The organism is Agrobacterium albertimagni AOL15 (assembly GCF_000300855.1).
Taxonomy (GTDB): Bacteria; Pseudomonadota; Alphaproteobacteria; order Rhizobiales; family Rhizobiaceae; genus Allorhizobium; species Allorhizobium albertimagni.
Map to the genome: position 1 here is coordinate 187334 of NZ_ALJF01000004.1, position 12824 is coordinate 200157.

General features: G+C 61.3%; 10 protein-coding genes. 4 read left to right on the plus strand and 6 right to left on the minus strand.

Translation table 11 applies throughout. The features are described from left to right. The first annotated feature begins 25 nt into the window (after nucleotides 1–25). Nucleotides 26–1435, plus strand: coding sequence for a dihydropyrimidinase (gene hydA / locus QWE_RS05700; RefSeq protein WP_006725141.1), 1410 nt, complete (start codon nucleotides 26–28; stop codon nucleotides 1433–1435). A gap of 17 nt (nucleotides 1436–1452) precedes the next feature. On the opposite strand, the gene QWE_RS05705 is transcribed toward hydA, so the two are convergent. The 4 genes from QWE_RS05705 to dctP all read right to left on the minus strand — a co-directional run bounded on the left by QWE_RS05705 (nucleotide 1453) and on the right by dctP (nucleotide 5359). Beyond that, nucleotides 1453–2382, minus strand: coding sequence for a dihydrodipicolinate synthase family protein (locus QWE_RS05705; protein ID WP_006725142.1), 930 nt, complete (start codon nucleotides 2380–2382; stop codon nucleotides 1453–1455). A 32-nt stretch (nucleotides 2383–2414) separates the two neighbouring features. Further along, complete coding sequence (locus QWE_RS05710) at nucleotides 2415–3710, minus strand: TRAP transporter large permease (RefSeq protein ID WP_006725143.1); 1296 nt, start codon at nucleotides 3708–3710, stop codon at nucleotides 2415–2417. Beyond that, nucleotides 3707–4270, minus strand: a complete 564-nt coding sequence (locus tag QWE_RS05715) for a TRAP transporter small permease (protein WP_006725144.1) — start codon at nucleotides 4268–4270, stop codon at nucleotides 3707–3709. The genes QWE_RS05710 and QWE_RS05715 overlap by 4 nt, the downstream gene beginning before the upstream one ends. A gap of 78 nt (nucleotides 4271–4348) precedes the next feature. Then, a complete protein-coding gene (gene dctP, locus QWE_RS05720) occupies nucleotides 4349–5359 on the minus strand; it encodes a TRAP transporter substrate-binding protein DctP (protein WP_006725145.1) in 1011 nt (336 codons plus the stop codon). Nucleotides 5360–5565: 206 nt separating this feature from the next. Between dctP and QWE_RS05725 the strand changes: the two genes are divergently transcribed. Beyond that, entirely contained in the window at nucleotides 5566–6243 is a 678-nt protein-coding gene (locus QWE_RS05725; RefSeq protein ID WP_006725146.1) for a GntR family transcriptional regulator, read from the plus strand. Nucleotides 6244–6278: 35 nt separating this feature from the next. Here the strand turns inward: QWE_RS05725 and QWE_RS05730 are convergent, their stop codons facing one another. Both QWE_RS05730 and QWE_RS05735 read right to left on the minus strand, forming a co-directional pair. Next, nucleotides 6279–8168: a bifunctional sugar phosphate isomerase/epimerase/4-hydroxyphenylpyruvate dioxygenase family protein gene (locus tag QWE_RS05730; protein WP_006725147.1), complete on the minus strand. Its 1890-nt coding sequence runs from the start codon at nucleotides 8166–8168 to the stop codon at nucleotides 6279–6281. Between the two features lie 215 nt (nucleotides 8169–8383). Further along, nucleotides 8384–9271 carry a shikimate dehydrogenase gene (locus QWE_RS05735; protein ID WP_006725148.1) on the minus strand — a complete coding sequence of 296 codons (888 nt, stop codon included), beginning with the start codon at nucleotides 9269–9271 and terminating at the stop codon, nucleotides 8384–8386. Between the two features lie 185 nt (nucleotides 9272–9456). Between QWE_RS05735 and QWE_RS05740 the strand changes: the two genes are divergently transcribed. Both QWE_RS05740 and ppsA read left to right on the plus strand, forming a co-directional pair. Next, nucleotides 9457–10104: a TetR/AcrR family transcriptional regulator gene (locus tag QWE_RS05740; RefSeq protein WP_006725149.1), complete on the plus strand. Its 648-nt coding sequence runs from the start codon at nucleotides 9457–9459 to the stop codon at nucleotides 10102–10104. A 154-nt stretch (nucleotides 10105–10258) separates the two neighbouring features. Next, nucleotides 10259–12670 carry a phosphoenolpyruvate synthase gene (ppsA, locus tag QWE_RS05745; RefSeq protein WP_006725150.1) on the plus strand — a complete coding sequence of 804 codons (2412 nt, stop codon included), beginning with the start codon at nucleotides 10259–10261 and terminating at the stop codon, nucleotides 12668–12670. The last annotated feature ends 154 nt before the right edge of the window (nucleotides 12671–12824 follow it).

The window sequence follows — 12824 nt, forward strand, 5'->3', positions numbered from 1 at the left end:
GCCTCAACTGAGAAGGACGAGCCCCATGCATTTCGACACGGTGATCCGCAACGGAACGGTGGTGACAGCGAGCGATACCTTTGTCAGCGATGTCGGCATCAAAAACGGGCGGATCGTGGCGCTGGCAACCGATCTGACGGATGCCGACGAGGTGATCGATGCGACGGGGCTCTTCGTCCTCCCCGGCGGGATCGACAGCCATGTGCATCTCGACCAGCCGTCCGGTGAGGGCATCGTCATGGCTGATGATTTCGACAGCGGCACGCGGTCGGCTGCGATCGGCGGCAACAGCAGCGTGCTCGCCTTCTGCATGCAGGAAAAGGGTCAGTCACTTCGCGAGGCGCTCAAGGTCTATCACGGCAAGGCCGAGGGGAAATGTCATATCGACGTGTCCTTCCACCTCGTCGTGACCGATCCGACGGCAGAAGTTCTCGGCCAGGAACTGCCGGCGCTTGTCGAAGATGGCTATACCTCGCTCAAGGTCTTCATGACCTATGAGGGACTGCGTCTGCGTGACGACGAGATTCTGGCCACGCTCGATACGGCAAGGCGCACCGGTGCGCTGGTCATGGTCCATTGCGAAAACGAGGACGCGATCCGCTACTTGATCGGCCGGCACGAGGAAGAGGGCAAATTCGCCCCGAAATACCATGCCACAACCCGCCCGGTGGCGGCCGAGCGCGAAGCGACCCACCGGGCGCTGTCGCTCGCCGAAATCGTCGACGTACCCATCGTCATCGTCCATGTCTCAAACCGCGAGGCGATGGAGGAAATCCGCCGCGCCCGCCAGCGCGGACAGAAGATCGCCGGCGAGACCTGCCCGCAATATCTGATGCTGACGGCTGATGATCTCGACCTCGAGGGTCTCGACGGCGCAAAATTCGTCTGCTCGCCGCCGCCGCGTGACAAGCCGAGCCAGGATGCCTGCTGGGAAGGTCTCGAACAGGGCGTCTTCGACCTCTTCTCGTCCGATCATTGCCCGTTTCGTTTCGATGATCCGGAGGGCAAGCTGAACGAGAAGGGCAAGCGGCATTTCCGCTGGATCCCGAACGGCATACCGGGCGTGGCAACGCGCCTTCCCATTCTGTTTTCCGAAGGGGTGATGAAGGGGCGGATCGATATCAACCGCTTCGTTGCGGTGACGTCGACCAACCACGCCAAGCTCTACGGCATGTATCCGCAGAAGGGCACGATCGCGATCGGCTCAGATGCCGACATCGCGCTGTGGGACCCGAAGAAGCAGCTCACCCTGACCAATGAGATGTTGCAACACGGGGCAGACTACACGCCCTATGAAGGGCTTGCGGTGACGGGTTGGCCGGTGCGCCTGCTGGTCCGCGGCAAGACTGTGATGGATCAAGGATCCATCGTTCGCGCAGCAGAGGGACGTTACCTCAGCCGCAAACGTTCGGCCTTGAGCACCGCACCGGCCTGAGATTGGCGAAAGCCAGATCAGGCTTTCGCGATTTTCGAGCGGAAGCGGTCCGCACCCGTCACGATATGATCCAGAATGATCTCCACGGCCCGGTGGCGTTCCGTAATGTCATGCGGCACGGCGCGGCTGTGAACATTCGAGAATGTGCCGATGCGGCGATGGAAATGCTTGGCGAGCTTCGGGTAGCCGAGGCTCTCGGACATGGCCGACAGGACGAGGAAGGTGTCGAGTTCGGCGGCAAGTTCCGGATGGGCTTTGCCGTGATCGTAGAGCCAGCGATAGAGGTCCGGGTGGAAGTTGTTCATGACACCGGAAAAGCCGTGGCCACCGGCCTGAAGGAAAGGCCAGGCGATCGCTGCATTGGCATTGTTGATTGCGAGCGGCGTGTTCTCGACCAAGGCAAGCCTGCGGCGGATGTGGGCTAGATCGCAGGAGACATCCTTCAAGAAGGCGAAGCGACCGCTCTCGGCGCACCAGCGGACCTCATCATCGGTCAGCAATCGGCGATACGGTGCGGGGCACTCATAGAGCCCCAATGTCATGTCGGTCGGGATCGCGCCGAGCAGGTCCTGCATCCTAGAGCGGAAGACGGTCGCATCTTCGTCGGCAGACGCCAGGCGGTTGGTCACGAGCACGACGGCATCGACACCCGTTTCCGCCATGGCCCGAAGCTCTGCCTTCTGGTCGTCCATGCTCTCGGAAATATGTCCGGACGCGACAACCGGGACCCGGCCCTTGACCTGTTTGACGGTGAAGGAGGCGAGCTCGGTTCGCTCCTTGAGCGTCAGAAACAGCATTTCTGAAGACTGGCACACGGCGAACAGGCCATGGGAGCCATTGTCGATGTACCATTCGATCAGCCTGGCATAGCCATCCCAGTCGATCGTGTTGTTGTCGTCGAAGGGCGTGATCATCACCGGGACGATCCCGTGGAAGTTATGCGTCATTGAAGCGGTCCTCGAAACAGGGGCATTTGCGATCAGCCGGCATAACCGAGGGCACGCGGCAGCATCAGGGTGATGTCGGGAATGAGGATCAGCAGCAGCAGGGCAACCAGAAGGGCCGCCAGGAAGTGCCAGATCTCTCGGATGATTTCAGCGAGCGGAATGCGCGTCACGGCATTGATGACGAAGAGCAGGATGCCGTAGGGCGGTGTGATCAGGCCGATCATGCAATTGACCACGGCCACCACACCAAAATGCACGAGATCGATGCCAAGCGCCCGGCATGTCGGGATGAACAGCGGAATGATGACCAGGATGATCGTGGAGGCATCCAGGAAACAGCCGAGCACGAGCAGCAGCAGGTTGATGCCGAGCAGGAAGACCAACGGATGCACATCGAGGTCGACCAGGGCATTGGCGACGACGGTCGGAATGTTTTCCGAGGCGACGATGTAGTTCAGGATGAGCGCGCCGCCGATGATCAGGCCGACGGCAGCGGACGAACGGGCGCTGGTGACCAGGATCTCATAGAAATGCTTGAAGCTGAGCGACCTGTAGAAGATCGTGGCGAGGATCAGCGCATAGAAGGCCGCGACGGCTGCTGCCTCGGTCGGCGTCGTGACGCCGCCATAAATGCCGTAGAGCAGGATCGCCGGCATCATCAAGGCAGGGCCGGCATTGATCGTCAGGGCCGGGAACTCGCGCAGGGGCACGGGCTCATGCTTGGCAAAGCCGCGACGGTGCGAAATCCACGCGTTCATCGCCATCAGCATGGCCCCCATCATCAGGCCGGGCACAATGCCGCCGAGGAAGAGGAAGCCGATGGAGGTGTTGGACACGAGGGCATAGAGCACCATCGGGATAGACGGCGGGATGATCGGGCCGATGGTGGCGGATGCAGCCGTGATCGCAGCGGCATAGCCGCGCGTGTAGTGGCCGGACTTCACCATCATGTCGATGATCATCTTGCCAATGCCGGCGGCATCGGCGATGGCCGAGCCGGACATCCCGGAAAAGACGAGCGAGGAGAGAATGTTCACGTGGCCGAGGCCACCGCGGAAACGGCCGACAAGGGCGACGCAGAACTGCAGCAGCCGATCGGAGACCGAGCCGGCATTCATGATGTTGGCCGCGATGATGAAGAGCGGCACGGCGAGTAGAATGAAGCTCTGATAGAGGCCATCGAGCAGGATCTTGCCGCTGATGCCGATGCTCTGACCGCTGGCGGCAAGATAGGCGAAGGAGGCGACAAGGATCGCATAGGCGATGGGCATGCCCATGACGGCAAGGCCGAGCAGAATGACGATGCAGAGGAGAAAGGCGATGCTCATGCCTGGCCTCCCGTCTGTCCGGTGTCACCCGTGCCTCCAAGGCTTTCGCGCAGTGCCTGCCAGACCTGCCAGAGATAGCGGCCGGCGACGGCGACGAGAAAGACGATGTAGATCATGTAGACATCCCGCATGCGGATCCAGTCGCCGAAGAGATCACCGAGGGTGGCTGTCTTTTTCAGGCGAAGAATGGCGAGGCGATCCCAGGTGGGCGCCACCGACAAGAGAAGCGCGATCGCGACGGCAAGGCCGGTGACGATGGTGAAGATCCGCCTGACACGCGGGGACACGGAGACATAGAGCACGTCGAAGGTAACGTGATCCTCGACCCTGACGACGAAGCTGTTGCCCCAGAAGATCAGCCAGACCCAGATGGCGAGACAGAATTCCAGCGTCCAGCCGAAGTTGGTCGGCTGCAGAAAGGGCATGTTCTCGGCGACCCAGGGGAGGCGCGCCGTGTAGCGAACGAGGACCTGCAGGATGAAGGTCGCGAACATGGCGGCCATCAGCGCGGCAGCCACGGCCTCGGCCGAGGTCCGAAACAGTCTGATTAGAGAAGACACACCATCACCTTCGACAGGACATCATGTTCGACGATGGGCCGGAGATCGCTCTCCGGCCCGGTTCAGGTCAGGTCGCGCTTAGTCCGCGATGGCGTTGATCTTGTCGAGAACACCTTCCGGCCAGGCCTTGGCGAAGTCGGAACCGACATACTGTGCCTGGACATGGGTGCGGAAGGCGTTGAGATCGGGCTCGTAGACCTCGAGACCCTGATCCTTGAGGAAGGCGACGAGTTCATCTTCCTTCTTCAGCTGGCCTTCACGGCCGGCCTGGGCTGCATCTTCGGCCGCCTTCTGCACGGTCGCCTGCTGCTCCGGCGTCAGCTTGTCCCATACGGCCTTGGAGAATGCGACGTAGTTCAGGTCAACGAGGTGGGCGGTCAGGCTCACCTGCTTGGTGACTTCGTAGAACTTGGCGTCGACGACCGTCGGCAGCGGGTTGTCCTGACCATCGACCGAGCCGGTCTGCAGGCCGGTGTAGATTTCGGTGAAGGCCACCGGTGTCGGGTTTGCACCAAGGGCGCGACCAAGGAACTGCCAGGCGTCACTGCCGGGCATGCGCAGGTTGACGCCAGCGAGATCTGCCGGGGTCATGATGTTCTTTTCAGAGCGCGGGAAGCGCAGGTTCACGTGGCGCTTGCCGAGATACATGACGGCGAGGAGCTTCACGCCGAGTTCGCTCTCGACCTTCTCCTTGAACGGGTCCATCAGCGGGTCGCTGAAGACGTTGACCTGATGCTGGGCGCTGCGGTGAACATAACCAGTGGCGAAGATCGAGAATTCCGGCAGGAAGTTTGCAAGTTCCTGCGCCGAGGTGATCGACATTTCGAGGTCGCCGGATGCAATGGCCTCGAGTTCCGAGCCCTGCGGAACCAGAGAGGCGTTGTAGTGCGGCTGATAGGTGGCGAATTCGGCGATCGCGGGGCCGAAGACGGTTGCGAGCGCAACCGATCGCTGATCGGTCTCGGAGGCCGGTGTGGACATGCGGATCACCGGCTTGTCCTGGGCGATTGCGAGCGGACCGCTTGCTGCGAGTGCCGTGAAGGTGATGGCGGAGGCCATCAGGAAGCGGCGGGTCAGTGTGAGTTTCATTGCGTAGTCTCCTCCCGTTTGACTATGGAACTTCTGGTTGTTTTTCCGCCCCAGCACGCTTCCGGTCCTCCAAACCTGTCAAAACGCGCCGATGGCAGAGATCCTGCCTTACTGATATCGAACTAACATGTTAGTATGCTGTTATCAATCCCGAACAACGACAGTGTGATCCTATGAGAGACCAACCGAGCGCCCGGCAGGCAGTTATGTCGACGACAGGTGAAAGCTCCCTCAGGCAGCTCGCCTATAGTCGAATTGAAGAACTTCTGAATTGGGGCCGGCTGAAGCCGGGCCAAGTCATCTCCCAGCGCGCGCTGGTCGAGACGACGGGGCTGACGCTCAGCGCCATCCGCGAAGCCATCCCGCGGCTCGAGGCCGAGGGCCTTTTGCAGACGCTGCCGCAACGCGGGTTGATGGTGCCCAGCCTCGACGTGACCTTCGTGCGGGAGGCGTATCAGATGCGCCGCATCATCGAGCTCAGCGCCATCCCGGACATGATCCAGCGCCTCGACCGCGCCGTGATCGCGAACTGGCTCGACTGGCACATCCAGGCGCGCGAGCGGCTCGGCGGCGACGACATCACCGATCTTCCGGCGTTCCTGCGCGAGTTGCAGGTCTATGACTGGCAAATGCATGCCGACATGGTCGATGCCATGGAAAACAGCCTGATCGCCAATGTCTACCGCGTCACGGCGATCAAGATCCGGATGACGGCACAAACCCGAGTGCGCGTGACCCGGGACAACGCCAAGCGGGTGATCTCCGAACACCTGGCCTTCCTCACCCCGCTGATGGAGGGTGCCACTGAGGCAGCGGCCGCGTCTCTGTCGCGCCATATTGACCAGTCGCTGACGATTGCGCTCGGTGGCACGGTGGCGATTTGAAAGGCTGCGACCGGCCGCATGATTGATCTGGGCGCTCATTTCGGCATCCCCTTCGGACGCAGATGGCGCTTGAGGGCAGCGATGCGGAAGATCGCATTCGGCGCTCCATAGCCACGATAGCCCCGACGCTCGACGATTTCGAAGAAGAAACCCTCGCCATAGGTTGGCGAGTAGAGCTGGAAATACTCCCCCGCTTCATCCTGATCATAGAGGATGTTCGCCGATTTCATCCGCTCGACGAGATCGGGATCGAGACCGAAGCGGGCTTCGATGTCGTCGTAGTAATTCGGCGAGATCACGAGGGATCGGAAACCCTTGGCGGCAAGCGCCTCTGCGGTGGCGAAGATGTCGTCCGTCTCGAAGGCGATGTGCTGGATGCCCGAGCCGAAGGTCTCGGCGATGAAACGGCCGGCCAGCGTGTTGCGGTTTTCAGCGCCGTTCAGGGTGATTCGCAGGCGCCCGTCCGGTGTTTCCACCACCTGGCTTCTGACGAGGCCAGCCGGATCGATGATGTCGACCATGGGCGTCTTCCGGGCATCGAGCTGCGACGTGTAAAAGAGTAGCCAGGTCAGCATCTCTTCGTAGCGCGTCGTCTGGGCGATGTGGTCTACCCGCGTCAGGCCGATGTTGACGGTGCTCTCCGGCGTTTCGTCGAGAGGCGTGAACTCGACGTCGAATATCCGCGCAAGTTCACTCTTTTGGTCGAGGAAGTAGACGAGACCCCCGCCGACGCCCCGTATCGCCGGCACCTGCAGCTCGCCCGGACCGACGGGCTGGCGGAAATCCTCGGCGCCGAGTTGAAGCGCGCGCCTGTGCGCCTCTGCTGCGTCATTAACCATGAGCCCGAAAGCATAGGCATTGGCCCCATGGACGAGATAGGAGGCGTTGGCGAAACCCTTCGCTTCCCTGTTGATGACGAGATTGATGTCACCCTGGCGATAAAGGGTCACGGCCTTTGAACGATGCCGGGCTGTGGGCACGAAACCGAGAAGCGTGAAAAGTGCCTCGAGTTCGCGCTCCTCGTCCTCACCGGCCGCGAATTCGATGAAGGCGACGTCGGTCACCTTGGCGCGATCGGGCATGGCCGGCACCGGTATATTGATCTTCGGTTCGGCCCGCGCCACCTGATCCATGAGGTTGACCAGCGAACGACGCCCATCGCGCGAGATCGCGTCCGGTGAGCCGCCACGAAACTGGTCGTTGAAAATTTCCAGTGACAGATAGCCGTTATACCCGGTGGCCGCGACGGCCTGCATGAAGGCGGTGACGGCCAAGTCACCCTCGCCCGGCATGTTGCGGAAGTGGCGCGACCAATAAAGGAGATCCATCTCGATCAGCGGCGCATCCGCGAGCTGGACGATGAAGATGCGATCTCCAGGAATAGAGCGGATCGAATTCAACTCGATCTTGCGCGACAAGGTGTGGAAGCTGTCGAGGATCAGCCCGATGCTGGGATGATCGGCGCGGCGCACGATCTCCCAGGCGTCACGATGGTCGTTGATATGCCGACCCCAGGCGAGCGCCTCATAGCCCACCCGCAAGCCGCGGCGGGCGGCACGCTCGCCGAGCGCACGGAAATCCTCGGCGGCGCGGTCGATCCCGCCCAGCGCGACCGGAGAGGCGTTCGAGCAGATCAGCATCAGATCGGTGCCCAGTTCGGCCATCAGATCGAATTTGCGCTCGGCACGGTCGAAATTGCGAGAGCGGAACGGTTCCGGCATGCCTTCGAAGTCGCGAAACGGCTGGAAGAGCGAGACGGCAAGCCCGTGATCACGAACCATCTGCCCGACCTCGGCCGGCGAACGGTCGAAGGCTAGGAAGTCGTTCTCGAAGATCTCGACGGCATCGAAGCCGGCCCGCGCGATGGCGGCGAGCTTTTCCTCGAACTCCCCACTGATGGAGACGGTCGCAATCGAGGTCTTCATGCGGGCCTCCTCTCACAGGTGGGAACAGCCAGCAGAGCGGATTGCATGCAAGGAGTTGGAGCATTAGGCAGCGACGCGTCGCGCACAGCCTGGGAGTTCAAGATGTCGATTATGCCGGACATGTCTTCCTCCTCCCCGCCCTTTAGGGCAAATCGTTTCCAACTTAGCCAGGCTGTCAGCACCTGACGCCTGCCACTCCAGATGCACTCTCCGCCTCAAGCCGTCTGAGGCTGGCGTGTGACGCCCGCTTCAGTCAAAGCCTCGAAATGGCGAAGCATGCGACCGACATCGGGCTCCAGGCCCGTAAACAAGGAAAACGCGCCGACCGCCTGGAAAACGGCCATGCCGCCGCCGTTCGCCACGCGACATCCGCGCTGACGGGCGGCCTGCAGCAGCGCCGTCTCCAAGGGGAAATAGACCACCTCGGCGACCCAGAGGCCCGGGTGCAACAGTTCTGCCGGCAAGGGCATGCCGGGGTGCTTGTCCATTCCGATCGGCGTCGCGTGGACGAGCCCGGTGGCGTGACCGATGACAGCCTGCAGATCTGAGGCGACAGTGACCGATGCTTCCGGGAAATGTCGCGCCATGAGCGACGCAAGTTCCAATGCCTTTTCCGGATCGATGTCGAACACCGCGAGTGACCGCGCGCCCATTTCGAGCACGGCATAGGCCGTCGCCGCACCGGCGCCGCCAGCACCGATCTGAACCACAGACGACAGGTCTGCGTCAGGCAGCTGTCGGCTAAGCCCTTGCGCAAATCCCCACCAGTCGGTGTTGTGGCCTATGCGCTTGCCGTCTCGCAAGATCACCGTATTGACCGCGCCGAGCTTGCGCGCGTCCTCGGAGATGTCGGTCAGCAAGGGCAGGATCTTCTGCTTGCAGGGATAGGTGATGTTGAGGCCGCAAAAGCCTCGCTCCTCGGCCTCGGCGACAAGCGCATCGAGATCATCGGGGCCGAGCTTGCGTTCGTTGAGGTCGATTAGTTCATAGCGATAGTCGACGCCCTGGGCCTCGCCTTCGCGCATGTGCATGGCAGGGGTCAGCGAGCGCTGAATGCCGAACCCTATCAGTCCGGCGCGCAAGATATCGCGCTTTTGCGTCATAACTGCCTCCCTATGTCGAAGCCTGGATCTCGTCCATGCTTCCGGCCTCCCAACCTGACAGCAACAATAATGTACTAACTAGTTAGTGTCAACCGAGGCCAGCTTGAAGCGCGGGGCCGAGACCACTATGAACTGAAAGCGCGGTGCGTCGGCAATGGCCGCAATCGCGATCGGGGATGGAGACTATGGCGAAAACGGCGAGGGAAACGCGCAGGAACGACCCTGAGCGGACGCGGGAAGACATCCTGGATGTCGCAACGGAGGAGTTCGCCGAATTCGGACTGTCGGGCGCACGGGTGGATCAGATCGCCGAGAAGACGCGCACGTCCAAGCGGATGATCTATTACTACTACGGCAGCAAGGAGGGGCTGTATCTGGCGGTGCTGGAAAAGGCCTATCGCAAGATTCGATCGCTCGAAGCGGACCTGCAGCTGTCGGAACTGGAGCCCGACGAAGCCTTGCGCCGGTTGATCAGCACGACCTTCGACCATGACGAAGACAATCCCGATTTCGTGCGGCTCGTCAGTATCGAGAACATCCATCATGCGATGCACATGAAGCGATCGAGCGAGATTGCCGATCTCAACATCTCCGTCATTCGCACGCTGCAGGACATCATCGACCGCGGCCTGAAGAGCGGCCTGTTCCGGCGCCCAGTCGACGCGATCGATCTGCACATGCTGATCAGCGCCTTCTGCTTCTTTCGCGTCTCGAACCGCTATACCTTCGGCACGATCTTCAAGCGCGACCTCTCCGAACCGGACCTCTACGACCGTCACAAGTCGATGATCGCCGACGCCGTGCTTGGATATCTGCGTAGCACCGATCTTTGAGCGCTCGGAAAATCGAGGAACTCTCCGAGGCCGGGCGAAACGCTCCGGCAACGAATGCTGGCCGCTATTGATGTGTGTCAACCGCCAGTCGGCGCTTTGCCGATAGCCTTCCCCCGGGTTCGCTTCGGGCAGCCCGTCACTGGAGGAGGTAGGCATGCATCACGTAACCGCTCATGTCGTCTGGTTTGATGACCTCAAGCGCTCGGATGTCGCCAAGGTTGGCGGCAAGAATTCCTCGCTCGGCGAAATGATCCAGGAGTTAGGTCGCCACGGCGTCGACGTTCCGCCGGGCTTTGCGACCACTTCCGATGCCTACTGGCATTTCATCGACGAAAATCAGATCCGCGAATCGATCGGCAAATCGATCGCCGACTGGACAGCCGGCAAGGCAAGCCTTTCCGAGACGGGGGCGGCCATCCGCCAACTGTTCCTCAGGGCAGACTGGCCGGCCGCCACGGCCGCCGCCATCATCGAGGCCTATCGCGGCCTTGCCGACCGCGCCGGTCAGCCCGACGTCAGCGTCGCCGTCCGATCCAGCGCCACGGCGGAAGACCTTCCGGATGCGAGCTTTGCAGGACAGCAGGAGACCTTTCTCAACATCGTCGGGGAGACGGAACTCCTGCAGGCCTGCAAGCGCTGCTTTGCCTCGCTGTTTACCGACCGGGCGATCTCCTATCGCCAGACGAAAGGCTTCGACCATATGAAGGTCGCGCTGTCTGTCGGGATCCAGCAAATGGTGCGTTCCGACATCGGCGGATCGGGCGTCATGTTCTCGATCGATACGGAAACGGGGTTCGACAAGGTCGTCCTGATCGATGCCGCCTGGGGGCTCGGTGAAAACGTCGTTCAGGGCGCCGTCGACCCGGACGAATATCAGGTCTTCAAGCCGCTCCTCAACGATCCCGCTCTCAGTCCAATCATTTCGAAGAAGTGCGGCAGCAAAACCATCAAGATGGTCTATGGCTCTGCCGAGCAGCCGACGCGCAACGTGCCGACGTCGAAAGCGGAGCGCGCCGCCTATGTGCTATCAGACGCCGAGATCCTGACACTGGCACGTTGGGCGACGACCATCGAACGCCATTACGGCTGCGCCATGGATATGGAATGGGCCCGTGACGGTCACAGCCAGCGCCTCTATATCGTCCAGGCCCGACCGGAAACGGTCCAGTCGAACCGCGAAACGGCAGTGTTCAGTTCCTACAAGATCAAGAGCAAGGGCAAGACGCTGGTGAAGGGCCTGTCGATCGGCGACGCCGTCGTTTCCGGCCAAGTCTGCCTGATCGAGAATGCCCGCGACATCGGACAATTCGTCGACGGATCGATCCTGGTGACGTCGACGACCGACCCCGACTGGGTTCCGATCATGAAGCGGGCGGCGGCCATCGTGACCGACCATGGCGGCCGCACATCGCATGCCGCCATCGTCAGCCGGGAGCTCGGACTGCCGGCCGTCGTCGGAACGGGGACGGCAACCCAGATCCTGCATTCCGGCCAGGAGATCACCGTATCCTGCGCCGAGGGCGACGAGGCGTCGATCTATGAAGGCCGCGCCGACTACGAGGTGCAAACACTCGACATGGAGGACATTCCGGCGACGAAGACGAAGGTAATGCTGAACCTCGCCAATCCGGGGGCCGCATTCCGCTGGTGGCGGCTGCCGGCGGATGGCGTGGGGCTGGCACGCATGGAATTCGTCATCAGCAACGCCATTCGCATCCATCCCATGGCACTGGTGAATTTCGACAGCCTGACCGATCAAAGCGCCAAGGCCGAAATCGCCGAGCTGACGGCGGGCTATGCCGACAAGTCCGCCTACTTCGTCGACAAGCTCGCCGAAGGACTGGCGAGGATCGCAGCGGCCTTCTACCCGCAACCGGTCATCGTCCGGATGAGCGATTTCAAGACCAATGAATATGCGGGGCTTCTTGGCGGCGCGGCGTTCGAGCCGACCGAGGAAAACCCGATGATCGGTTTTCGCGGTGCCTCGCGATACTATTCGCCGCGATACCGGGACGGATTTGCGCTGGAATGCAAGGCAATCCGCAAGCTGCGCAACGAACTTGGCTTCAAGAATGTCGTGGTGATGATCCCCTTCTGCCGCTCCGTTGCGGAGGCCGAAAAGGTGCTGGACGTGATGGCCGAAAACGGATTGAAACGCGGCGAGAGCGAGTTGCAGGTCTTCGTCATGTGCGAGATCCCTTCGAACGTCATCCTTGCCAAGCAGTTCGCCCGACACTTCGATGGGTTCTCGATTGGATCGAACGACCTGACCCAGCTGACACTTGGGGTCGACCGCGATTCCGGCGAGCTTGCCGATCTCTTCGACGAACAAGACGATGCGGTCAAATGGATGATCCGCAGCGTGATCGGCGAAGCCAAGGCTGCCGGCGCCCGGATCGGCATTTGTGGCCAGGCCCCGAGCGACCATCCGGAATTTGCCAAGTTCCTCGTGGAGTGCGGCATCGACAGCATCTCGGTCACACCGGACAGTTTCATCGCGGTGAAGCAGAATGTTTCGGAAGCCGAGAATGCAAAGGGAGCTGCCGGCACGGCGCCATTGGGGTGAATGGCGTCATGTAGCCGAACGGAGATTGGGAAGAATGGCGGACAGGGTGTCCGTCATACTGCCATTTCATAGCGTCCCAGATCGTCGCATTTTGCCGCTTTATTCCAGCATTTTAGCATTTCACCCGTATCGACATGTGTCATGCTGCCCCATA